Raw genomic sequence first — 23,510 nt, 5'->3', positions numbered from 1 at the left:
AACTTTCATGTATAATCATCATCATATGCACTACTAATGCAGAGATACTCTGCGGCTTAACTACATAGACAAAGAATACAATTTAAGTTGAACTAGAGAACTAGCTAGAGGCAAAAGCAGCGGAGGGGAAGTTTGGAACTGTAGGAGCGGTAGCGACCGCCTTTGTCTACGGATTTCAACCGCTAAGAGCGGTATAAAACAAGAAATCTGTAGACAACAGCGGCCGGAAGTCCAAACATTCACCGCAGTTGCGTTCTAATGCCGGATCGGTAAATCTAAAGTTCAACTTATATAGTTTGGGAGGATTACAACGTGATTTACGGATTTTTACTATTGCTGTTGGCTTGTTTTTTCCAGGGCAGCTTTGGGCTGGGCATGAAGAAATATCAGCCGTTCTCCTGGGAGGCCTTCTGGACGATCTTCTCGCTGGTGGGGATTCTGATCATTCCGGTGGTCTGGACATGGATCGAGGTGCCTAATTTCTTCAGCTACATCCGGCAGACCTCCTCTGATGTGCTATGGACCGCCTCTTTTTGCGGTTTTCTGTGGGGGATCAGCTCCATAATGTTCGGCAAAGCGATTGACTCCATCGGGGTTTCGCTCACTTACGGGGTAAACATGGGCATTTCGGCTTCCCTGGGCTCATTAATTCCGCTGTTTATCTTTGGAAATATACCTGCTGCGGGTTCCTTCACCGTGCTTCTGATCGGTGCGGCGATTATGCTGGGCGGGGTTGCAGTCATTACTAAGGCCGGTCTGCTCAAGGAAAAGCTGATTACCGCTTCCGGTCAAGGGACAAGCTCCGGCAGCAGCCTTACCAGAGGATTGATTATAGCTTCGGTTGCCGGTTTGGGTTCGGCAGCGATGAATATCGGCTTCTCCTATGCGAATCAGGCTGTGGATATTGCCGTTGCTGACGGAACGGCCAAGATCAGCGCCAGCCTTATTTCCTGGGTAATTACGTTGTCCGGTGGTTTTGTTGCTAACTTCGCTTATGCGCTCATCCTGCTGATCAAAAACGGCACTTACAGGGATTATGTTGCTAAGGGGGCAGGCACCGCCTATGTCAAAGCTTTGGCTACCGCATTAGTCTGGTTTCTGGCACTTGGCTTTTATGCCAAAGCGACAGCTTTGCTGGGACCGCTTGGCTCCGTGGTCGGCTGGCTCGCCTTTAACGGCTTGTCCTTAATTATCAGTAATGCCTGGGGTCTCAGGGACGGGGAGTGGAAAGGGTTTGCAGCTCCCAAGAAACTGCTGTTATGGGGCAATGTAATCCTGATTCTATCCTGGATTGTCGTGGGGATTGCGAACAGCATGGCGTAGTTTTCTGCAAATTGCCATGATTAACAGATAGAGGCATCATGAGAATCTGTTAAGATTTCAATAAAGTCTGCAATGTGAAATCTATGGAGAAGGCTTGTATGCCGCTGCATACATGAAGGTAGAAGAACATGCTCAATGGAATAAGGAATGGATTGCTGCGTTCCAATACGCTGCTGGAAAAAATAATGCCGCTGCTGACACCGGCTGCTATCGCGTTTGGCGTTCTGAACGAGAGCAGGCTTCTGCCTTTTACCTGGCTGGTGCCGTGGATATTTGCCTTCATGACACTGATTGGCAGTCTCAAGTCTAATTTTCGCGATTTGCTGGCCGTACTGCTCAAACCGCAGAAGCTGATTATTCTAATGGTCATTTTGCATGTGGTCATGCCGCTGATCGGCTGGGTTGCGGCGAAGGCTTTTTTTCCGGGCGACCCCTATACGGTTACGGGTTATGTACTGTTGTTCGCTATTCCGACTGGAGTCGTCAGCGTGGTCTGGGTATCCATGCACGGCGGCAATGTGGCACTTACACTGGCGCTGATTCTCATTGATACCTTGCTGTCACCGCTGATCGTACCGGGTACACTGCATCTGCTAATGGGGGCAAGCGTGGAAATCCATCTCGGGGAAATGATGAAGGGACTGCTGTGGATGGTCGTATTGCCTTCTCTGGCGGGGATGCTGCTGAATCAATGGACAAAGGGAACGGCCGGCAAAGTGTACGGTCCGCCGCTGGCTCCATTTGTCAAAGTGGGGCTTTTTATCGTCGTATCGATTAACGGCGCCAGTATTGCCCGGTATTTAAAGCATCCGGACGGCAAACTCGCGCTGATCCTGTTCGTCACCTTTGGAACGGTTGTGCTTGGGTATGTGATCGGAGCCTTGGTGTCACGCCGCCTTCACTGGGATTACGAAAATTCGGTGGCCGTGCAGTTTAACTCCGGGATGCGTAACCTGAGCGCGGGGGCTGTGCTGGCGGTGAAGTATTTCCCTCCCGCTGTGGCGCTCCCGGTCATTTCCGGGATGCTCTTCCAGCAGATTCTGGCCGCATGCTCAGGATTTGTAATCCGCAGCAGGATGAGACGCATGCAATCCGAAGATGCTGCAGCACAGTCAACCTCAACATCTCCAACGGAAACGACGATCTCCTCATAGAAGCATTATAACGATAAGCAGGCGGAATAACTTTCCGGCCTGCTTTTTTTGAGTAGCAATAAAAATGATACTAAAAAACTATTTTTTCGACGAAATACGCTATTATTTTCTGAAATTCTACATCTAATCTTCACTGTTTTCTTAGGGAGACCGATAATAAGTGTAACAAATTACATAGAAATAGGAAGATAACCAGGACTATAAGACCAGTATGAAAGGACGTAGAAATTAATGAAAATTCGTATGAAGCTGTCAGTTATGATGATTGCCGTTACCCTGCTTTCTACTGTAATCATGGGGGCTTTCACGTATTACAAATCCACCAACACCATTCTGGGCCTTACCGAATCTGCAATGAAGCAAGTCAACACCAATAAAGCGGAAACCATAGCGGCGATGATTGATAAAGAGAAACGCAGTATGGCTCTGGTGGCCGGACAGACCGAAATTATTGAACTGCTGCAACAAAACAAAACCGGCGGCATAGCAGATGGAGATACGCTGCAGGCCGAAGTGAACACCAAGCTGCAAGGCATCGTGAAGGATGCCGGCAATCTTGAACATATATTTGTATCCGATATGAAGGGGATTGCGGTAGCAGATAGCGACACGGCGCTGGTGGGTACGGATTTCAGCGAAAGAAGTTATGCAAAGCGCGTGATTGAGACCGGTGCCCCCGTCATCAGTGAAACTTTGAAATCGAAAGCTACAGGGGCTTATGTTGTGGCGTTTGTACATCCGGTGACCAGCGGCGGCCAAATGATCGGCTTTGTCGCCTCGGCTGTCAATGCGAACAGTATTATCAAATACTTGTCCGGTGCCAATGTGGCAAATGCGCCTTCCTCGTACGCCTATCTGGTAGATGAGACCGGAAATATGCTGTATCATCCCGATGAGACGAAGATTGGATTGCCTGTCGAGAATGATCAGATCAAGGCTGTTGTGGAACGTGTGAAAGCCGGAGAGAAGGTTGAAGACGGCAAAGTGCAGTACAGCATAGGTGACGCGGAGAAAAAAGCTGCTTATACCGTCATTCCCGAAACGAACTGGACACTGGTGCTGACTGGTGATGTCGGGGAGGTCATGCAGCCTGTAGACAATATGACGCATTATATTATCCTGCTGGGTCTGGGGAGTCTGCTGCTGACTCTGATTATTGGACTGCTTGTCGCCGGCAGAATTTCTTCCCCGATCATAAAGCTGACAGAGATGATTAACCAGACCGCTAAGCTGGAACTCAAATACGATGCGCAGTATGAGTATCTGTTGAAGAACAAAGATGAAACTGGAATCATTGCTAAAGCCATGTTCCATACCCGCGCTGTGCTCCGGGAAATGGCTGAAAGCCTGATCACCATCTCCACGAAGGTGCTGGACAATGCGGAAACGCTGGAGAAGCTGTCCATTGATGTCAGAGAGAATGCACATGACAATTCAGCCACGACGGAGCAGCTGTCGGCAGGTATGGAAGAGACGGCAGCTTCAACAGAAGAGATGACAGCAGCGATTCATGAAATCGAGAACAATGTCCGAATGATCTCCGGAAAGGTCAAGGAAGGGACGGAAGTGACCAGCCAAATTATCGAGCGGGCACTGGTGCTGCAGCATGACGCCGTGCAGTCTACGGATAATGCCAAGCGGATTTACGAATCGGTGCGTATCGAAATGGAGAAGGCGATTGAGCAGTCGGGCGCGATCAATGAAATCAATCTCCTGGCAGATACCATTCTGTCGATTACCAGCCAGACCAATCTGCTTGCCTTAAATGCGGCGATTGAAGCTGCCCGCGCGGGTGAAGCAGGGCGGGGATTTGCGGTAGTTGCGGGAGAAATCCGCAAGCTGGCTGAGAAATCCTCCGAAACGGCAGCGGGAATTCAGGATGTCGTCAAGAATGTATACTCTTCTGTAGAGCAGATGAAAGAGAATTCCGAAGCCATGCTTACGTTTATTGACCACAATGTGCTGGGTGATTATGAGCGCCTGACAGAGGTCAGCGAGCAGTACAACAGTGACGCCTCCATCATCAACACGCTCATGAACCAGTTCGAGGAGTCCGCAGATCACTTGGACCAGACGGTATCAAGCATCGCGATTGCGGTTAATGAGGTGGCAGCTACTGTCAACGAAGGTGCAATCGGCGTGCAGGATATTGCCGAGAAGACGGCGGATATTGTAGAGAAGACATTCCATGAGGCGACGATGGCCGATGAAAATACGCAAAGTGCCAAAGCGCTTCAGGGACTGGTGGAGAAATTTAAAATATAAAACTATAACTTAGGCCCCGCCGCACACTGGCGGGGTTCTTTTTTTTGTTCATCATCATTACATCTATTGATAGGTTCATCCTTTTTTGGACCATACTATGGATAGGATACAGCTGTGCAGCCGCTGATATGGGGGGATGTAATGATTAAGATAACGCTCGGGGACGAAGAGAAGGGATACAGCCATAATCAAGCAGAGTTGAATGGGGATGGCGTAAGATTAGCGTTTCCCCTGTTAACCGTTAATGATAGAGAAACGCGCAGGCTGGATCAGCTCCGGCTTATGCAGGAGAGCTTTCTGCTGCAGATGGTCCGGGAAGAGTGGCTCAGTCCGGAGAAGGTGAAACAACGGCTGCGGCAGCTACAGCTCCATCCGCTGGCCGATGAGGGAGTGAAGCTGCAATGTGCAGCCGTAGAGCTGCAGATTCCGGCAGGAGAAATAGGAGAGCCACGGAAGCGCCGGAATCAGCTTTATAAGGATTTCCAGCAGATATGCCGCAGGACGGCTGCAGGGTCGAAGGGCGTGTATTCGTTCTGCGATACCGGAAGCATTAGCCCGGTAATGTATTTCTTGATTGTCATGAAAGACAATGCGTCACATAAGGATGACAGAGCTGAGCACTTCGCCAGAGAGCTTGAGCAGAATGTCGAGCGCGGATTGAGGCTGGGAATTGCCGCAGGAATCGGTGCAGAGATCAAAGGACTGAAGCGGTTAAAGAACGGCTATGCCTCGTGTTTACTGGCTTTAAGCGGGAGCCGGAGCGCTATTCCCGGCAGCGGCACAGGGCTGGTTCTCCAGAGCCGTGCCGCTGACCGGCTGACTGCATTCAGCCAGGCGACGGAACAGAGGCTGACGTTGAGTCTGGAACAGCCAGCTAGTGCTGCTTTCCGCCTGGAGCTGGATTCGTTGTTCACTCTGGAGGACGATGCGGCTTCTCAACTGGAGGTTTGCCGCTTTTTGGCGCAGCGTATGCTGCTGATTCTAGGTGGAGCTGCGGGGAAATTTGAATACGGCGGCACTGCGCTCCAAAAATATTTATGGAACAGCCAAATGACCCTTGCCGCCTGCACATCGAGTGAACATGCAAAGGAATTGCTGCAGGAACTGGGACAGCTAGTCATGGCGGAAGTGAGAAGGACGCAGGCATCCGGTGGAAGAGAGCTGGCCGAGGCTATCAGGAAATACGTGAAGGAACATTTTGCCTGCGACTTGAAAGCTCCATCTCTTGCAGCGTTATTTCATGTATCTGAGGCCGAGCTCAGCCGGTTATTCAAAATGCATGTTGGCATTCCTTTGAACGACTATGTCACTAAATTGAGAATGGCCCAGGCTGAGCAGCAGCTGCGGGAAAATGCACTGAAATGCTCTGAGATCGCAATGCTGGCAGGTTATTCCGTGGCAGACGAATTTATAAGCGCCTTCAAGAAGTACAGCGGCAGAAATCCCAAGGACTACCGGGAGTGGTACTTGAAGAGACAGATGAAGGTATAGTAAGGCCTTCTTCAAAAAGGAGGTGAAGGCCTGCGTCTTCATCTTCAAGTCATTTTATGGTAAATTAAATGTAAGCATTGCCGGATTTGAGCGGAAGGGAGACAGGACCATGACAAGTTTCGGCACACAGCTCTATGCAAAGTCTATAGATTAACAACCGCGGTTGTTTGTATAGAGCTGTAAGCAGATTACCGCATAAGTTATCTTGTAGAAGATAATGGTTTCTCCTATAGACTTTGCTCCCTTAAAACGTTTACTAATTTTAAGGAGCGGGCTATAAAATGAAATATGTTAACGCAGATGTGATTCTGCCGGAAGTATTGCTGAAGGAAATTCAGAAATATATTCACGGTGGAATGCTCTATATTCCGAAGCCTGAAGGCGTGCGGAAGAAATGGGGCGAGAATTCGGGCAGCCGAATGTATCTGACAGCGAGAAACAATGAAATCAGGGAGCAGCATGCCGGCGGAGCTACCGCCCGTGAACTTTCTGAGCAATTTTGTCTGTCATACGACAGCATCAAAAAAATTATCTACTGCAAAAAATAGATTCACAAAATGCCGTATGGGATGAACAGTCCGATGCGGTTTTTTGTGTGCAATAATCTCTTTATAAGAGTTGTCTATATATTAGCAAAGCAGCGCTGCCATTATAATAAACGGACATATTCGTTAAGGAGGAAAAATAATGTTCGAAGCTTTTCGCTGTGATACGGATGAGGATAGAAGGCTTCTGTTGAAGCAGGCAAGGAGCATCGTGATGTGGGCACTGCCGCAGTATGGGCTGGATTGGACCTCAATTTCATATATCGGCCTGTCTGATAACATCACTTATAAGATCGAGACGGCAAGCACCGGAAGCTATTTGCTGCGGATGCACGGGCGATGGATGAGCAATGCAAAGATTCAGTCGGAGCTGCTGCTGCTTCAGGCGCTGAACCGGGTGGAGGGACTGACGATGCCGGAAGGAGTGGCCAATACAGCAGGCACTTATATCCTCAAGGCAGATTCCGAAGAGGATGCCTCTTCCTTGTGGGTTACAGTTACCCGCTGGGTCGAAGGGGAGCATGCTGGCGGGCATATGACGGATCAGAGAATATTCAATATGGGAGCTATGACGGGAGCCTTGCACATCGCGGCTGCCGGATTCGTTCCTCCGGTTGGGTTTATCCGCCCTGTATGGGGGGAGCAGAGCTTTAAGTGTGAGATGGATAAGCTGGGACGTTATTACAGCGGGTTTGTATCCGAAACGGGATGGAAGACTTATCAGTTAGCTGCTGCAAAAATCCTCTCCGAACTGGAGGGCATGGAGGCAAACGAAGATCAATATGGACTGATTCATGGAGATCTGCATAGCGGAAACGTTGTGTTTGCCGGGGAGCAGCCCTATCCGATAGATTTTGGAAGATGCGGTTACGGGTACTATCTCTACGATCTGGCTGCCGCATTATTGGAGCTTTCCCCTGGGCAGCGCAAGCGGCTTATTGAAGGCTATGCAAGCCGGAAGAAGCTGGAAAGCGGATATGTACGTAGACTGGAATGTTTTTTTATTATGATTATGATCGGAAATTACAGCCATCATGCCTCGAACCCGGCGGAAGTCCCCGGACTGCGGGAGCAGCAGCCTTATTCCCAGGCGTATCTCAGGGAATATTTAAAGAGTGCTCCCTTTTTGTTCGAGGTGATTGAGCCCGAGGAAATGAAATGATTAGCCGGAATTTTGCGGGTCCAGGAGAATTAGCTGGAGATGAGCGAGATTGCTTCCTCCACCGTAAGCAGTTCCTCCTTGTGCGCAGACATGTCCTTGAGACGGAGCTTGCCGAGTGCGGCTTCGCTTTCGCCGAGCAGCAGACAATAGCGGATGCCTTTTGCTGAGGCTGCGGCCATCGTTTTCTTCAGCTTCCGGGTACCGGAATCTACGGTTACGCGGATGCCTGCGGCCCGCAGCCTTGCAGCGGCGAGCAAGACCTGAGGCATATTCCCGCCAATGGGAACGATCCATACTCCAGTCGGCTCCTGCTGCACCGGACGCTCTCCAAGCAGGGCCATGATCGACTCCATGCCAAATGAAATGCCGACCGTAGGGTATTCGATATCTTCCCGTCCGACCAGCTTTCCAATGATGGAATCATATCTTCCCCCGCCCCCAAGGCTGGACGTATAAACGCCGGAGGCGTCGAAGATTTCATAGACGGTCCCGGTGTAGAAGGATAGGCCGCGTGACAGGAACGGATCGAAGACACAGAAGCCGTCCAGGCCAATTTCTTCAATCAGCTGTTTCAGAGCGAGAACTTCCAGCGCTCCGGGGCGGCCGGCAAGTCCATATTTGCGCGTCAGCTCCTCAAAACCCGGGTTGCCGGATTCCAGCAAAGCGGTAATCGCCAGTAAGGCTTCCGGAGTTAGTCCTTTATCGGACAGCTCCGCCAGCACGCCGCCGATGCCGATTTTGGCGAGCTTGTCGAGGGTCAGCATCACGGAGAGGTGCTCCTGCGCCGGGACACCTGCCGATTCCAGAATCTCGCCGAGGAACCGGCGGTTGTTCCATTTGACCACCACCGCAATGTCCAGTCTGCGGAATACCTCGGCGGCCAGCTGCATCAGCTCCGCTTCAGCCTGCGGACCGGCAATCCCGACCACATCGGCATCGCATTGCAGGAATTCGCGCAGCCGGCCTTTTTTGACCGGACCGTCGCGGAACACCTTGCCGATCTCATACCGCTTGAAGGGGAACTCCATCCCCGGATTGAGGGCAATCACCTTGGCAAAGGGAATCGTCAGATCGTAGCGCAGCCCCAGTCGGCGGCCGCCCTGGTCAGTGAGCTGGTACATTTCGCGGAGGATTTCATCTCCACCGGCATATTTGGAGGTCAGCAATTCAAGCTCATTCAGCAGTGTTGTATCCATGGATTCAAAGTCATAGCTTTCAAACAGCCCGCGCAGCACAGCCTGTACCTTTTGTCTGACCGCTTGCTCCCGGCCGAAATAATCGTAGGTTCCTTTAATGTTTTGCATGTTAAACAGCTCCTTTAACTCGAAATATAATTCAGCATAAAAAAACGCGCCGGACCTCATGGTCCTGCGCGCTTATAATTGCCGCAGGGAGGTCAAACGCGAAATGCGTTAGCCCTCCCTGATAGATGTTCAGGAGTGCTAACGCTGCTTGTGATGGTGAAGCTGATTCTGTATGATGGTAATGCTGTTTGTGCTGTTCACTGGAATCAACTCCCTTTCAGACTGGATTACAGCACATTATAGCGGATAGTGAAAATCCTTGCAAGTGTGATACTGCGGATGGTTTAGAATAATCAATTGAACGAAAAGGGGGATTCACTGTGAATCATACACAACTTATTGCCGAGTCTGAAAGGTTTGCGAAGGAGCAGCTGGCCGGAGATTCCACCGGTCATGACTGGTTTCACACAGAACGTGTGCGGAATACGGCGGCACTGATTGCGGAGATGGAGAAGGGGGATGTTTTTATTTGTACAGTCGCTGCGACATTGCATGATGTTGCCGACGAGAAGCTGAACCCTTCCAAGGAAGCGGGACTGGATAAAGTACATAACTGGCTTAAGCAGCACCTGGCGGATGAAGCCCAAATCAAACATATCATGCTCATCATTGAGACGATGTCCTTCAGCGGTGGTGGGGGTGAACCGATGTCGACCTTGGAAGGGCGGATTGTGCAGGATGCGGACCGGCTGGATGCACTTGGCGCCATAGGCATTGCCAGAACGATGGTGTTCTCGGGTGCGAAGGGACGTCCGGTGTATGATCCGGAGATCACGCCGCGCGATGAATCGCTGCAGAAGGAATACCGCGATTATTCCAAGGGGACGGCGGTCAATCATTTTTATGAGAAGCTGCTGAAACTGAAAGACCTGATGAATACCCCCTATGGCCGCAAGCTGGCCGAAGAACGGCATGATTTCATGCTGGGCTTTCTGGAGCAATTTTATAAGGAATGGAATCAAGGCAGCCATTAACTGTTATAATGAGACTATGCACAAGATGGAAGGAACGCGGGAACCCCCGCTTGAACCGGAACAATCGGCATAGAAGAGGTTGAAGTGAACATGAGCGAACTGCAGTTTAGAGAGTATGGTTTGAATGAAGAAATTATCCGGGCGCTGGATGTGCTGAAGTATCTGGAGCCGACTGAAGTACAGCGTAAAGTGATTCCTGTAGCCTTGCAGGGGCAGGATTTGATCGTGAAATCGCAGACGGGCAGCGGCAAAACAGCGTCGTTCGGTATCCCGCTCTGCGAGCTGGTGGATTGGGCGGAGAACAAGCCGCAGGCTTTGGTGCTGACCCCAACCCGTGAGCTGGCTGCTCAGGTGAAGGAGGATATTACCAACATCGGGCGCTTCAAGCGGATTAAGGCGGTCGCCTTGTTCGGCAAACAGCCGTTTGCCCCGCAGAAAATTGAACTCACACAAAAGACGCATGTTGTCGTAGGTACGCCGGGCCGTGTGTTCGACCATATTGAACGCGGTACGCTGCCCCTGCAGCGGATCAAATATCTCGTCATCGACGAGGCCGACGAAATGCTCAGCATGGGCTTCATCGAGCAGATCGAGAAGATCATCCAGCAGCTGCCCCGGGAACGGGTGACGATGCTGTTCTCCGCCACGCTGCCGGAGGCGGTGAAGAATTTATGCCGCAAATATATGCAGAGACCGGCGGATATTGAGATTGAAGCCAGCGGCATCACGACAGCGTCGATTGAGCATGCATTAATTGAAGTGAGACAAGCTGCCAAATTCCAGCTGCTATGTGATCTGCTCACCGTGGAGAATCCGGACAGCTGCATTATTTTTTGCCGCACCCAGGATCAGGTGAATGCCTTGTTCCGCGGGATGGCCGATCTGGAGTATCCGGTGGACAAGATTCACGGCGGGATGATGCAGGACGAGCGGTTTGAGGTCATGAATGCTTTTAAGCGGGGCCAGTTCCGTTATCTGATTGCTACCGATGTGGCCGCCAGAGGTATTGATATTGAGAACATCACCCATGTGATCAATTACGATATTCCGCTGGAAAAAGAAAGCTACGTCCACCGCACCGGCCGGACCGCACGTGCGGGTAAAAGCGGCAAAGCGATCACGCTCGTTACGCCGAATGAGCACAAATGGGTAGCGGACATTGAGGGCTATATCGGTTTCAGCCTGCCGGTAATGAAAGCTCCTTCGGACGATGCTGTGGCCTACGCCAAACCGGCCTTCGATCTGAAGCTGGGCAAGCAGCAGGTCCGCAAAGCGGGCAAAACCGAGGTCATGAACGAGAACATCATGAAGCTGTATTTTAACGGCGGTAAGAAAAAGAAGCTCAGAGCCGTCGATTTCGTCGGCACCATAGCGAAGCTTGAAGGCATCACCGCAGACGACATCGGGATCATCACGATCCAGGATAACGTCAGCTACGTGGACATCCTGAACGGCAAAGGCGCATTGGTGCTGCAAGCGATGAAAGACACTACGGTAAAAGGCAAGCTGCTGAAGGTGCATATTGCGAAGAAATAGACCAGGTTTCAGGCGGGAAAAGTAGACTTTGTTTGGCTAAAAGAATGCACAGACAGATTGCAAAAAGCAGTATCGGACGAAGGTCTGATACTGCTTTTTGTCTTTGCGGAATGCCGGCCCCCTTACTGGTGAACGGCCCCGTATGCCCGGATCTCTATAAGCTCCGCATAACGGCTGCCGTTCGTCGAATCAATCAGTACTCTGAGTTGGTCAGCCTGCACCGGATTCGGCAGACGGTGGATCACCTTGCGCTTGCGGTTATCGCTTCCGGCTGCAACCTCAGTCCACTCCCCGCCGGCAACAAGCGCCTCTACCCGGTAGTCACGAACCAGCTCGGGAATGATGGCAAAAGCCGTGCGGTGATGATGCAGGTTCACCAGATCTTCGTTGACATCATCGTTGAAGGTCAGGTGGATTTCGGCGATGGACTGCACCGAATCCCACTGCAGCTGCAGCCATTCCGGCTGTCCGCCTGCCATCGGCTGCGACATCCATTGCTGCGGCCCGCCGAACGGGCGGTGATAGCCGTTTACGGCTTTGTCCGCTGCGAAGGCGGCGGTCGGCGACCCGATCCGGCAGCAGAACGGCTGGCGGGCTTTGCCCTGCATTTTCCACAGCACCACGGGCTGATCCGTGGAGTGGTCCTCCAGATCCTTGGATACATGCGGCTCTTCATCCTTGAAGAAGACGAGCACGCCGCTGTGCGGCTGCTGCGAATGATACAGGCTGACCGCATCGTTCGCCTTGATGATGATAAAAGCATTTTGCGGCACCTGCGGCTGCCACTGCAGATCGAAGGTAAGCCATTGCTGCTCACCGGCTACGGCGTGGGCAGTTGCCCTTGCCTGCAGGGTATGCGGCACGTAATTTTCCCTGCGCCCGGTGTCCCACAGCTCGGCTGTAACCGAAGTGGCCTGCTTGGCATCAATCAGCAGCTGAAAGCGGCTGATTCCCGGATCCGCAGGAATAAGCACAGCGGCATCATGCTGCAGCGGATAAGCTTCGCCCGGTTGAGCCAGCTCAATCACGCCCAGCGTGCTTGAGGCGGTGACCCGCGCTTTGCGGGCGACATCATCTTCATCGCTGCTGCGCAGCCCGATGATCGAGGCATCGCTGCGCAGCAGCGTCTGCCGCAGCTCTTCCAGATGCCGCTGCTGCAGTTCGCGCGGGGTGATTCCCTTGCGGCTGCTGAGTGCGGCTCCGGTTCCGGCCGCTTCACCGATCACGGCGCAGGTGGCCATCACCCTTGTCGTGCCGAAGGCGACATGGGAGGCGCTGATATCGCGCCCGGCCATCAGCATATTCCGCACATTGGCGGAATAGAGGGAGCGGAAGGGGATATGATATACCCCGTCGGCATGCATATGCTTGGAGCCGCTGGCGTCGGCATACATCCCCTGCGGCGGATGCAAGTCGATCGACCAGCCGCCAAAGGCTACGCCGTCCGCGAATTCGCGCTGGGCGATAATGTCATTCTGGTTCAGCACGTAGTCTCCGGTAAATCGCCGGTATTCACGTTTGCCGGGCAGCGAGCCGACCCATTCCAGCGTCATATTCTCAGCGCCGAACTTGCCGGAATTTTTGATATAATCCCAGATGCCGTAAATGACCGACCACAGCTCGTCGCGGATCATTTCATTGTCATGAACGGCGTCATGCTCGCCGCCCCATTCAATCCACCAGTAGTGGCAGCCGGAATCACCGCTCTTAATGACACGTCGGATCGGAATCGTCGTCTGTGAGATGTCCTTGGCAAAGGAAGGCGGCACAAAATTCACCGGAACGCCGGTATCTTTGGTATAGAAGAGGATGGTGCTGCCCAGCGTAATGTCATCGGCGATTTCCGGCGCCCACTCTTCGCCGTATTCGCTCCGGGCTTCCCGTCCAAGGGCAAATTTGGCTCCGGCCAAAAATCCGATCAGGCCATCACCCGTGCAATCGAGATACATGCTGCTCTTAAAAGTGATTCTCCGCTCCGAACCCATCATCCAGCCGGTGACCGCAGTAATCGTCCGCTCCTGCTCGTCTCCTTCAGCCAGAACCTCATGGACATCCGTATTCAGGTAGAGTGTGATATTGGACTCAGCCTTGACAGCCTCCAGTACGACCAGATCCCATAGATAAGGGTTACCTTCCGGATTGCGGTACTGGTTCTCCACGAACAATTCACCCATAATTCCCGTTTCCCGGGCGTAGCGGTTCGTGCCGTGTGCCGTTGCTCCGCAGACCCAGACCCGCACCTCGCTGCTGGAATTGCCTCCGAGCACAGGGCGGTTCTGGATCAGAGCCACCTTTTGCCCAAGTCTCGCGGCAGCAATCGCCGCACATACTCCAGCCAGCCCGCCGCCGATCACCGTAATGTCATTTTGCACTAGCTCCTGCTTCATGAATGAGCACCTCTTAGGATTATATTCTTAATGCATATCTATAATTTCATAATGAAGCTGCTGCTTTACTTTTGAAATGCACGATTATATCATTAAGCATATACTTTATTTCGTGAAAGGGATGGAGCCATGAAACTTCTGGACCATATCTACTGGAAGCAGAAGACGAGTTTTGCCCTGCCAAGCGACTGCTATGATTCCTGGGTCGCCTTTGCGGTAGAGGAGGGGCTGTTCCGCTATGAAATTGGAGAACATGGCGGTGAAGCGGGGTTTGCAGATTTGGTCGTCTGCCCTCCCGGAATTCCCTTCATTCGTGAGACAATTACACCGCTCACCTTCCATTACATCCAGTTCACCCCGGAGAATGATGAAAGCCTGCCGCAGCCGGGGCTCCTGCAGCTTAGCGATACGAAGCGCCTAAGCTCGACCTATGCCTATTTGCGCCAGCTCAGTGAAGACAATAGTCCAGCCGCAAGGGAATGGAAACAGCATCTTATCAAAGACCTGTGGCTGCCGGTTCATATGGAGAGCCGGGCGGAAGCCGGAGGGCGTAAATTCTCCGAAGACGCAATGATGGATGAAGCTGCATCCATCATTGCCGATAGAGCCGCTGAACCACTCAGCCTGCTGGAGCTCGCCCGGGAGCTGGGATTAAGTCCCGTGCAGTTTACGCGGCGCTTCCGCGCAGCTTTTCAGGAGACACCTTCCTCCTATTTGAAATCGCTCCGGTTGGCCAAAGCACGCCTTCTGCTGAAGGACAGTGAACTGAATCTGGCCCGGATTGCCGAAAGATGCGGCTATGAGAACGGATTCTATTTAAGCCGGGTGTTCACGAACAGCACCGGAATGAGTCCGGCGGAATACCGTAAACGGCATAGGCTGTAGAAGCATAGAACAAATCTGTGCATCATAACCCCGGTCTATAGGAGCGATGCGACAAAACAATGCAATTTCCTCCAGCTTCAGCCGGGTGACCCCTGCAGATGTTATAATAAGCCCACAAATGAAGGGAGAGAGCTGCGGAAATGAAGAAGCCGGACTGGAAGATGTTTATACCCCAGAAGCTGAGATACAGGCTGTTCGGCGCTTTTCTCATCCTTATTCTTCTGCCGTTCAGTGTGCTGAATGTATACAACTACCGGCAGATTGAATCCCTCGTCGAGGAGAAAATCAGCCAGCAGAGCCACGAGCAGCTGGTGCAGATGTATGGAACGCTGGAGGATCAGATGAGCGTAGCCTTCAAGACGCTGATCTTTCTGGAGCAGGATTCGGCGGTCCGCAGTGTTCTGACAAAGCCAGGCAACCGGTCGCCTCTAGAGAATAAGGCACTGATCGAAGAAAAATTTAAAATGCTCAACAACAGCTTTTTCCTATACAATCCTTCCGTATATTTTTCCTTGCTGGACTTTCATGAGAGCGTATACACTTCTTATTTGCCGAAACAGGCGCTGGCCTACGAACCGTACCGTGAGCTCTTCAGCCGCCATCTGGGGAGCGTTGTCCCTGCAGATCAGGGCACGGTCCAAAGAGAGGCTGCCCTCCCGGGTGAAGCAGCAGCGCAAACATTGGATTCCGCAGAAGCCCAAGGCCTGTTCTACCAGTGGGATTCACGCGACGAGAACAATATGCTGCGGGAGGTATCCACCAGCCCTTATCTGCTCTCGCTGTATGCCTATATGAAGGACAGCGGAGGCAACCGCTACGGGCTGGCCCGGATCAGTATCGATTATTCCTTCTGGTTCCAGTCCGTCCTCAAGGAATCGCTGAGCAGTCAGGATTATTTTCTGATTACCGGCAAGGGAGAGACTGTGGCCCGCTCCTCCAAAAAAGCGGTGCTGGCCCCGGAGATCACCCGGGAAATTGCCCTCCATCCTGCACAGGCGTATCTGACCGATGACAAGTCCGGCACACTGATCAATTATGTCTATATCGAGTCGCTGGACTGGTATATGGTCAACCGGATTCCGCTGGCCGTGTTGTTTAAAGAAATTTCCGGGCTGAAGCAGCGTTATTTCCTGACGTTTTTTGCCTTCACAGCTGCATTTGTACTAATGGCCTTTATGATCTCTGCTACCTTTACCCGCCCATTGTCGCATCTGCAGAACAAGATGAAGGATGTCGTCCGCAAAAACCTGAAAATCCGCATCCCCGAAGGCCGGAGCCATGGCGAAGTGCTGGAGCTGACCCGGACCTTCAATACAATGCTGGATGACACGAATAAGCTGATTGCCCAGTTGAAGGCAGAGGAGCGGCAGAAGGAAGCAGTTCATTTCCATATGCTGCTGGCGCAGATGAATCCGCACTTTTTGCTGAACACCTTGAACACGATGAAATGGAGCGCCATCCGCAGCGGGAATGAGGAGATCTCCGAAATGTGCGTGTCGCTGGGCAAGCTGCTGGAGGTCAGCCTGAATGCTGAGGTTGAACTGGTCTACCTCAAGGACGAGATCGAGCTGGTTCAGGCTTACCTGCATATTCAGCGGATCCGGTATCAGGGCAGCTTTGAGGTAACCTGTGATTTTGACGATGAGCTGGAGTATGCGCTGGTGCCGAAGCTGAGCCTGCAGCCGCTGGTGGAGAATGCGATCCGCCATGGCGTCGGCCCTCTGACTGAACGGGGGCAGATCAGTATCCGTATTTACAGAAATGACAAAGCGCAGCTTACGCTGGAGGTCGGGGATAACGGCATCGGCATGGAGGAATCCAGGCGCCTGCAGGTGACACGGACCCGTAAGGGGATCGGACTGTCCAACCTGAAGGAACGGCTGCGGCTGCTCTTCAAGGGCCAAAGTGAGCTGGAGATTCTCCAGCTGTCACCGGGAACCCTGATCCGGTTCAGTATTCCCTTCCTGCTGTCGACACCTTATGTGCAGGACAAGAAGATCGAGTAAAAGGAGGAAGGTCTCATGTGGAGCGTATTGCTGGTGGAGGATGAGGTATTCGTAAGAGAATCGGTCCGGGAGATTATTTCCTGGGAGGAGCTCGGCTTCATGGTTATCGGCGAATCCGGCAACGGGACCGAAGCGCTGGAACTAATCACGCGGGATAAACCTGATCTGGTGCTCGCGGATATCGTGATGCCTGGTCTGAACGGCATTGAGCTGTTGAAGCAGACCCGTCAAGCGGGGCTGAATACGAAATTTATTATGCTGACCTGCATGGGAGAGTTCGAATATGTCCGCCAAGCGATGGAATACGGGGCCTCCAATTATATTCTCAAGCTGTCAATGAGCGTAGGTTCATTGCGGGATACGCTGCGCAAGGTTAGCGCCGAGCTGAGTGCCGGCAGTCACCGGAATGTTGCTCTTTTGGAGGCAGACGGGATTCCAGCGGTTGTTGCAGCTTTTGCGGAAGCACCTGACACCGCTAACCCCGGACCGGGTGGGGCTTTTCCTGAAGATGAGGTAAAAAATCCGCCGCTGTCCGGCTTCGGCTCCCTGTCCGGGCCTGTTGTTTCGCATCCGGAGATTAGCAAGATCATTGAATATATCGGAGAGCATTATGACCGCGATATTACAGTCAAGTCCATGTCCCGCCATGTGATGATGGGAGAGAATTATATCAGCGCCTTATTCAAAAAGAAAACCGGGCATACGCTGATTCACTATCTGCACGGTGTGCGGATGGAGAAAGCGGCAGTATTTTTGCGGGAGACCGATCTGCCTGTGCATGAGGTGGGGCATCGGGTGGGCTTTCCGAGCGATAACTATTTCATCAAAATCTTTAAGCGCTGGACCGGATGCACCCCGAGCCAATACCGCCACCGTGAGGAATAGAAGAAATATGTGTGATCATTTTTGCCCGGTCCCTGCTGCAAATTCCGTATATTTGTTCCGCCAGGATGGTGGATTTGTATCTAAAATGCCTCCAGCGTCCCTGCTAGGATGTAAGGGAAGCACAATCCATAACAAAAACGGGGAGGCAGACAGAAACGATGAAAACTAAAAAAGGGTTGACCCTGCTGGCGGCATGCGTGCTGATGCTTGGGATACTGGGCGGATGCGGAGGAACTAAAAATAACACCGGTGGAGAAGCGCAGGGGAACGAAGGCAGTAAAACGGTGAAGTTAACCATGTGGGGTGCCGTTCCGCCGGAGAACGGACCACAGGAGGTTGTGGATACCTGGAATGCGGAGCATCCTGAGACTCAGGTCGAATACGTACGTTTTGTCAATGATGATGACGGCAACCTGAAGCTTGATACCGCACTCTCGACGGGGCAGAACGTCGATCTGTTCGTCAATTATACTCTGACCAATCTGGATAAACGCATCAAGGGCGGCACTGCCCTCGACCTCGGCGAATTCAGCGACTATAACATCGACGAGAAAATGGGTACGGATGCTGCTACCTGGAAAATAGACGATAAATACTACGGGATGCCAACCAAAAAGAATGCTTTGTTCTTTGCCTTGAATAAGGATGCGCTCGATAAAGCCGGGCTGGCCTTACCAACGGCATGGACCTGGGATGAAGCAAGAGAATATGCCGCCAAGCTGAAGGCAGAGGGTTTCAAGTACGGGCTGGTGCAGCATACTGCCTCGCTGGTTGATCCGCTGGATTCCGCTCTCGTGAAGAACGGTTATGTCAAGGCGGATGGCAGCTCTAACCTTGATGATCCGCTGATCACCAAATGGCTTGAAACACTGAACGGAATGATGCAGGAGGATGCCACCACCCCGCCGCTTGGCGAGCAGCTGACCTCCAAGATGCCTGTGGAGAACATGTTCCTCGGCGGAGAATCAGCGATGATCAACATTGGGGAATGGCTGATCCGCAGCTCCAACAATATGACGGATTTTCCGCGTGAGTTCACCATCGCCTTTGCTCCCGTTCCAAGGCTGGCGGACAATGAGGCGGATTTCGTCAAAAGCGGCGGACTGGGCGACTTCATCTCCATCAACGCCAAATCCAAAAATAAGCAAGCGGCCTGGGAGTTCCTGAAATGGTATGCCGACGGCGGTATGATTCCGATGGCGGCCGGAGGCCGCCTGCCTTCCTCCAATGCGGTGGACCAGCAGACCGCGATCACCCATCTGCTCGGCGATCATGCGGACACCTATGATAAAGCTTCACTTGAGTTCGTGCTCTACGGCGATAAGACGCCAACCTTTGTCCGCAGCATCGCCCAGGAAATCGTGGATATGCGCGCCCAGGAATACGAGAAATATTTCCTTGGCAGCCAGACTGCGGAACAAACGGTACAGAGTATGGTCAAACGCCACAATGAATGGCTGAAGCAGAATCAGTAAGCCGCAGCCGGTTGTGCTGCATAGAACCGTTCCCTTATGGGGAGCGGTTTTTTTAAAATATAAGAATTTTATGCTTCACGCTATAAATTATCCTTCTATTTCTCGCTGAAACGGATACCGTCCTTTTGAGGACGGCGAAGCCGTTTCCACTTGTCCACGAATAGAACATTTCCATCCTCATGCCCCTAAGCAAACAAGCTGCAAATTAAGTAATTCTGTGATATCCATTCGGTGGTTATGTTCCTTAAAAGCCGCCGCCAGGCTTGTTATGCTTAAGTCGAGATCATACAGCTAAGGAGTGGGGGAACAATGAACAAATCATGGATGAAGCGGCAGAGCAGGCTGGGCTATCTGTTTATCGGACCGAATATGCTCGGGGTCCTGTTGTTTTTTATTATACCGGCCGCCTATTCGTTTTATCTGATGTTCACCGATTACAAATTTATGGACCCGGAGATTCATTTTGTCGGTCTGGACAACATTTCGAGGATGCTGGGAGACGAGCTTTTTTATGTGGCGCTGAAGAATACGCTTATCTTTCTGCTGGCCGTTCCGGTGTCGATTCTGCTGGCTTTTATAGTGGCGGTTATTCTGAACAAATCTGTTTATTTTCAAAAAACGCTGCGGGCGCTTTATTTCATGCCTTACATTACCAGCGGCGTAGCCATTGCATTTGTCTGGATGCTGCTGTTCCAGCCGACCTCGGGTCCGATTAACGGATTCCTGCGCGGTATTGGCATTAACCATCCGCCAGGGTGGCTGTCCACGACGGAAACCTCGATGTATGCGATTGACATCATCTGGATCTGGTTCATGCTGGGCTACAACATGATTATTTTTCTGGCTGCCCTGCAGGAAATTCCCGAAGAGCTGATGGAAGCCGCCAAAATTGACGGAGCCCGTCCTTGGCAGATCATCCGCCGTATAGTCTGGCCGCTGGTGAGTCCTACAACCTTTCTGCTGCTGATCACCGGACTGATCATGACAATCAAGAACTTCGGCATCATTCAGGCGATCACCCAGGGAGGGCCGGGAAACAGCACAACGGTGCTGTCACTGTTCATTTATCAGAATGCCTTCCGCTATTACGAGATGGGTTATGCCGCCGCCATAAGCTGGGCGCTCTTCGCAATTATCATGATTTTCACCGTGTTCCAGTGGGCCGGCCAAAAACGCTGGGTCCATTACTGAGTGGACAGTTCAGCGTCCGGGTGATGGCTTCGCCACCAAATTTTCAGGAGGATTTCCTATGCAAAAAACAACGATTAGACCGGCAGCTCCTTACCTGCAGGAGATCAAGGCTGATTCTTCCCTTAATATCCGCAAAATCATCACAACCCTTGTGATGTCCGGCTTCGCCCTGCTGATGATTGTGCCTTTTATCTGGATGATCAGCACTTCGTTCAAGTCGCCTGCGGAGGTGTTCAAATATCCGGTTCAGTGGATTCCTTCCAGCCTGAATTGGGAGCATCATATCAAGGTGTGGAGCGGAAATGACAGCTTTATTACCTACTACCTGAACTCGCTGAAAATATCGCTGATCAGCACGGCCGGCGCAGTGTTCTTCTCTGCTTTTGCCGCTTACGGGTTTGCCCGGATTCAGTTCAAGGGGCGGGAGCCGCTGTTCCTGGTCTACCTGTCGATGATGATGGTTCCGCCGCAGGTGCTGTTCGTGCCGAAGTTTCTGATGTTTGATTGGGCGGGCATCTATAATACACATTGGGCGCTGATTCTGCCCGGCATGTTCACGATCTTTGGAGTGTTTATGCTGCGCCAGTTCTTCCTGTCCGTACCTGCGGAAATTTCCGAAGCGGCATTTATCGACGGGGCAGGGCATTTCCGGATCTTTTTCCGGCTGGTGCTGCCGCTGGCCAAGCCCGCCCTGGCTACTCTTGCAGTCATCGACTTTTCCTGGCACTGGAATGATTACGAGAATGCGCTGGTTTTCCTGCTAGATAAGGATTTATATACCGTTCCGCTTGGCCTGCAAAATTTCATTCTTGAGAACAACGTAGACTACAACGGTATGATGGCGGCAGCGACAGCAGGCATTATTCCGATGATTATCGTTTTTCTGCTGGGGCAGAGGTACATTATTCAAGGAGTGGCCGGCAGTGCAGTGAAGGGGTAGGGAAAGAGGCATGTAACGCAGAACAACCTTCCGCAATCAGCCCATAGGGCTGTAGAGCGGAAGGTTGTTCTTATTCTTGCATGATATTCTATGTCCTATCATTCCTGAATAGGACAATTCTCGGCCTTACGTTACGCTATTGTTTCCTTGACCATTTATTTCATTCTCTGCGTTTTACGCATTATATTGCGCCTGGTACAGGCGGCTGTAGGTGCCTCCGGCGTTGACCAGCTCTTCGTGGCGGCCTTCCTCGGAGATGCCGTCTTCGTTTACAACAATAATCCGGTCGGCATTTTTGATCGTTGTGAGACGGTGGGCAATCACAAGGGTGGTACGGCCCACCGACAGGTCAGCCAGCGACTGCTGAATAGCGGCTTCCGTTTCCGTATCCAGCGCCGAGGTGGCTTCATCCAGAATCAGGATCGGAGGGTTCTTGAGGAACATTCTGGCGATAGCCAGGCGTTGTTTTTGTCCCCCGGACAGTTTCACGCCGCGTTCCCCGATCACTGTATCCATGCCATCCGGGAGGCTGCTAATCAGCTCTTCCAGGTGGGCGCGTTTGGCAGCTTCCCAGATTTCCGGAAGCTCCGCATCCAGCTTGCCGTAGGCGATATTCTCACGGATTGTGCCGGAGAACAGGAAGACGTCCTGCTGCACAATCCCGATTTGCTTGCGCAGCGAATTCAGCTTCATGTCACGGATGTCTATTCCGTCGATGGAGATGCTGCCGCCGGTGACGTCGTAGAAGCGGGGCAGCAGGCTGCAGATTGTGGTTTTGCCCGCGCCGGAAGGGCCGACAAAAGCAATCGTATCCCCGGCGTTGACCTTCAAGCTGATCTCCTGCAGTACCGAACGATTGTCATCATAGCCGAAGCTGACGTTTCCGAAGATAATATCTCCGCGCAGCGAACCGACTTCCACCGCACCCGGCTTATCGGCGATATCCGGCTCTGTATCAATCACCTCAAGATAACGCTTGAACCCGGCAATACCTTTCGGATAGCTCTCGATAACGGCATTGATTTTCTCAATCGGCCGGAAAAAGACATTGGACAACAGGATGAAAGCAACAAACTCCCCGATCTCCAGCTCTCCCTGAATAAAGAACCAGGCGCCGCAGACCATGACCACAATTGTAATCAGGCGTGTCATCATATAACTGACTGACGAGCTCTTGGCCATCAGCTTGTAGGCCATCAATTTGGTCTGGCGGAACATTTGGTTGTCAACAGCGAACAGTTCTTTTTCATATTCTTCATTGGCAAAGGACTGCACGACGCGGATTCCCCCGACATTGTCCTCGATCCGGGCATTGAAATTGCCTACGTTGCCGAATAGCCGGTGGTAGGTAGAGGTCATGCTGCGTCCAAAATGGATGATGACCCAAGCCATAATCGGCACGATAATGAACGTGATCACGGCCAGCTTCAGATTGATATCGGCCATCAGGATAAAGGCTCCGATCAGCGTCATCACGGCAATGAATACATCCTCCGGACCGTGATGTGCCACCTCGCCGATATCGTTCAAATCATTGGTAATCCTACCGAGCAAATGCCCGGTTTTATTGTTATCGAAGAAGCGGAAGGAGAGCTTCTGGATATGATCGAACATTTTTTTGCGCATATCTGTTTCAATATTTATTCCCAGCATGTGCCCCCAATAGGTGACAACATAATTCATTGCGGTATTAAGAGCGTAGATGGCAAGCAAGGCAACGCTGGCGATCAGAATTAATGACCAGTCTTGTCCGGGGAGCAGATCATCAATAAATTTATTCACGGCCACCGGAAAGGCCAGCTCCAAAAGCCCCGCACCCACCGCACAGGTGAAGTCGAGAACAAACAGCTTCTTATAAGGACGATAATAGGAAAAAAAACGACGCAGCATCTCTTGTTCACTCTTTTCTGTAATGTTATGTATTCTAGTTGAGAGTGATTCTCAACTACCTTTATTCTTAGGATACTAAAGAGGGTTGTCCGATTTG

At 51.9% G+C, this 23,510-nt stretch carries 17 protein-coding genes; 14 read left to right on the top strand and 3 right to left on the bottom strand.

All coding sequences use genetic code 11. The features are described 5' to 3' along the window. Positions 1 to 312 precede the first annotated feature (312 nt). The 6 genes from ACAN56_RS11465 (at position 313) to ACAN56_RS11440 (ending at position 7,940) form a co-directional block, all read left to right on the top strand. The gene (locus ACAN56_RS11465) at positions 313 to 1,323 is read left to right on the top strand and encodes an L-rhamnose/proton symporter RhaT (RefSeq protein ID WP_038589447.1); all 1,011 of its coding nucleotides are present in this window, start codon (positions 313 to 315) and stop codon (positions 1,321 to 1,323) included. A gap of 128 nt (positions 1,324 to 1,451) precedes the next feature. Further along, positions 1,452 to 2,477, top strand: a complete 1,026-nt coding sequence (locus tag ACAN56_RS11460; RefSeq protein WP_379142841.1) for a bile acid:sodium symporter family protein — start codon at positions 1,452 to 1,454, stop codon at positions 2,475 to 2,477. Between the two features lie 231 nt (positions 2,478 to 2,708). Then, the gene (locus ACAN56_RS11455; RefSeq protein WP_038589449.1) at positions 2,709 to 4,742 is read left to right on the top strand and encodes a methyl-accepting chemotaxis protein; all 2,034 of its coding nucleotides are present in this window, start codon (positions 2,709 to 2,711) and stop codon (positions 4,740 to 4,742) included. A 141-nt stretch (positions 4,743 to 4,883) separates the two neighbouring features. Then, positions 4,884 to 6,233 (top strand): helix-turn-helix transcriptional regulator, encoded by a 1,350-nt coding sequence (locus ACAN56_RS11450; protein WP_379142837.1) that lies wholly within the window; start codon positions 4,884 to 4,886, stop codon positions 6,231 to 6,233. A 281-nt stretch (positions 6,234 to 6,514) separates the two neighbouring features. Further along, positions 6,515 to 6,781: a CD3324 family protein gene (locus ACAN56_RS11445; RefSeq protein ID WP_038589454.1), complete on the top strand. Its 267-nt coding sequence runs from the start codon at positions 6,515 to 6,517 to the stop codon at positions 6,779 to 6,781. A gap of 139 nt (positions 6,782 to 6,920) precedes the next feature. Further along, positions 6,921 to 7,940, top strand: coding sequence for a phosphotransferase enzyme family protein (locus ACAN56_RS11440; RefSeq protein WP_379142834.1), 1,020 nt, complete (start codon positions 6,921 to 6,923; stop codon positions 7,938 to 7,940). Positions 7,941 to 7,969: 29 nt separating this feature from the next. Here the strand turns inward: ACAN56_RS11440 and ACAN56_RS11435 are convergent, their stop codons facing one another. Then, entirely contained in the window at positions 7,970 to 9,244 is a 1,275-nt protein-coding gene (locus ACAN56_RS11435) for a histidine--tRNA ligase (protein ID WP_379142832.1), read from the bottom strand. A gap of 320 nt (positions 9,245 to 9,564) precedes the next feature. On the opposite strand from ACAN56_RS11435, the gene ACAN56_RS11430 reads away from it, so the two are divergent. Together ACAN56_RS11430 and ACAN56_RS11425 are read left to right on the top strand one after the other, a co-directional pair. Then, the gene (locus ACAN56_RS11430; RefSeq protein ID WP_379142830.1) at positions 9,565 to 10,218 is read left to right on the top strand and encodes an HD domain-containing protein; all 654 of its coding nucleotides are present in this window, start codon (positions 9,565 to 9,567) and stop codon (positions 10,216 to 10,218) included. Between the two features lie 90 nt (positions 10,219 to 10,308). Continuing rightward, positions 10,309 to 11,754 carry a DEAD/DEAH box helicase gene (locus ACAN56_RS11425; protein WP_379142828.1) on the top strand — a complete coding sequence of 482 codons (1,446 nt, stop codon included), beginning with the start codon at positions 10,309 to 10,311 and terminating at the stop codon, positions 11,752 to 11,754. A 122-nt stretch (positions 11,755 to 11,876) separates the two neighbouring features. Here the strand turns inward: ACAN56_RS11425 and ACAN56_RS11420 are convergent, their stop codons facing one another. Continuing rightward, complete coding sequence (locus ACAN56_RS11420; protein WP_379142826.1) at positions 11,877 to 14,141, bottom strand: FAD-dependent oxidoreductase; 2,265 nt, start codon at positions 14,139 to 14,141, stop codon at positions 11,877 to 11,879. Positions 14,142 to 14,270: 129 nt separating this feature from the next. On the opposite strand from ACAN56_RS11420, the gene ACAN56_RS11415 reads away from it, so the two are divergent. From ACAN56_RS11415 to ACAN56_RS11390, 6 genes are all read left to right on the top strand, one after another. Continuing rightward, positions 14,271 to 15,026, top strand: coding sequence for a helix-turn-helix domain-containing protein (locus ACAN56_RS11415; protein ID WP_038589474.1), 756 nt, complete (start codon positions 14,271 to 14,273; stop codon positions 15,024 to 15,026). A 140-nt stretch (positions 15,027 to 15,166) separates the two neighbouring features. Next, positions 15,167 to 17,032, top strand: coding sequence for a sensor histidine kinase (locus tag ACAN56_RS11410; RefSeq protein ID WP_379142823.1), 1,866 nt, complete (start codon positions 15,167 to 15,169; stop codon positions 17,030 to 17,032). Between the two features lie 15 nt (positions 17,033 to 17,047). Then, positions 17,048 to 17,917 (top strand): response regulator transcription factor, encoded by an 870-nt coding sequence (locus tag ACAN56_RS11405; RefSeq protein WP_379142821.1) that lies wholly within the window; start codon positions 17,048 to 17,050, stop codon positions 17,915 to 17,917. A 158-nt stretch (positions 17,918 to 18,075) separates the two neighbouring features. Then, positions 18,076 to 19,392 carry an ABC transporter substrate-binding protein gene (locus ACAN56_RS11400; RefSeq protein ID WP_076112251.1) on the top strand — a complete coding sequence of 439 codons (1,317 nt, stop codon included), beginning with the start codon at positions 18,076 to 18,078 and terminating at the stop codon, positions 19,390 to 19,392. Positions 19,393 to 19,701: 309 nt separating this feature from the next. Further along, entirely contained in the window at positions 19,702 to 20,583 is an 882-nt protein-coding gene (locus ACAN56_RS11395) for a carbohydrate ABC transporter permease (protein ID WP_379142818.1), read from the top strand. A gap of 58 nt (positions 20,584 to 20,641) precedes the next feature. After that, positions 20,642 to 21,523, top strand: a complete 882-nt coding sequence (locus ACAN56_RS11390) for a carbohydrate ABC transporter permease (protein WP_379142816.1) — start codon at positions 20,642 to 20,644, stop codon at positions 21,521 to 21,523. A gap of 174 nt (positions 21,524 to 21,697) precedes the next feature. Here ACAN56_RS11390 and ACAN56_RS11385 read toward each other — a convergent pair whose 3' ends face one another. Continuing rightward, positions 21,698 to 23,413: an ABC transporter ATP-binding protein gene (locus ACAN56_RS11385; protein ID WP_038589488.1), complete on the bottom strand. Its 1,716-nt coding sequence runs from the start codon at positions 23,411 to 23,413 to the stop codon at positions 21,698 to 21,700. Positions 23,414 to 23,510 lie beyond the last annotated feature (97 nt).

Origin of the sequence: Paenibacillus paludis, assembly GCF_042610515.1 — a bacterium.
Taxonomy (GTDB): domain Bacteria; phylum Bacillota; class Bacilli; order Paenibacillales; family Paenibacillaceae; genus Paenibacillus_AQ.
This window is presented reverse-complemented; position numbering and strand designations above follow the sequence as displayed.

Coding starts and splice junctions, on each gene's coding strand:
- ACAN56_RS11440 (WP_379142834.1), top strand. CDS start 6,921: ATGTTCGAAGCTTTTCGCTGTGATACGGATGAGGATAGAAGGCTTCTG.
- ACAN56_RS11420 (WP_379142826.1), bottom strand. CDS start 14,141: ATGAAGCAGGAGCTAGTGCAAAATGACATTACGGTGATCGGCGGCGGG.
- ACAN56_RS11425 (WP_379142828.1), top strand. CDS start 10,309: ATGAGCGAACTGCAGTTTAGAGAGTATGGTTTGAATGAAGAAATTATC.
- ACAN56_RS11405 (WP_379142821.1), top strand. CDS start 17,048: ATGTGGAGCGTATTGCTGGTGGAGGATGAGGTATTCGTAAGAGAATCG.
- ACAN56_RS11435 (WP_379142832.1), bottom strand. CDS start 9,244: ATGCAAAACATTAAAGGAACCTACGATTATTTCGGCCGGGAGCAAGCG.
- ACAN56_RS11395 (WP_379142818.1), top strand. CDS start 19,702: ATGAACAAATCATGGATGAAGCGGCAGAGCAGGCTGGGCTATCTGTTT.
- ACAN56_RS11445 (WP_038589454.1), top strand. CDS start 6,515: ATGAAATATGTTAACGCAGATGTGATTCTGCCGGAAGTATTGCTGAAG.
- ACAN56_RS11455 (WP_038589449.1), top strand. CDS start 2,709: ATGAAAATTCGTATGAAGCTGTCAGTTATGATGATTGCCGTTACCCTG.
- ACAN56_RS11400 (WP_076112251.1), top strand. CDS start 18,076: ATGAAAACTAAAAAAGGGTTGACCCTGCTGGCGGCATGCGTGCTGATG.
- ACAN56_RS11385 (WP_038589488.1), bottom strand. CDS start 23,413: ATGCTGCGTCGTTTTTTTTCCTATTATCGTCCTTATAAGAAGCTGTTT.
- ACAN56_RS11450 (WP_379142837.1), top strand. CDS start 4,884: ATGATTAAGATAACGCTCGGGGACGAAGAGAAGGGATACAGCCATAAT.
- ACAN56_RS11410 (WP_379142823.1), top strand. CDS start 15,167: ATGAAGAAGCCGGACTGGAAGATGTTTATACCCCAGAAGCTGAGATAC.
- ACAN56_RS11460 (WP_379142841.1), top strand. CDS start 1,452: ATGCTCAATGGAATAAGGAATGGATTGCTGCGTTCCAATACGCTGCTG.
- ACAN56_RS11415 (WP_038589474.1), top strand. CDS start 14,271: ATGAAACTTCTGGACCATATCTACTGGAAGCAGAAGACGAGTTTTGCC.
- ACAN56_RS11390 (WP_379142816.1), top strand. CDS start 20,642: ATGCAAAAAACAACGATTAGACCGGCAGCTCCTTACCTGCAGGAGATC.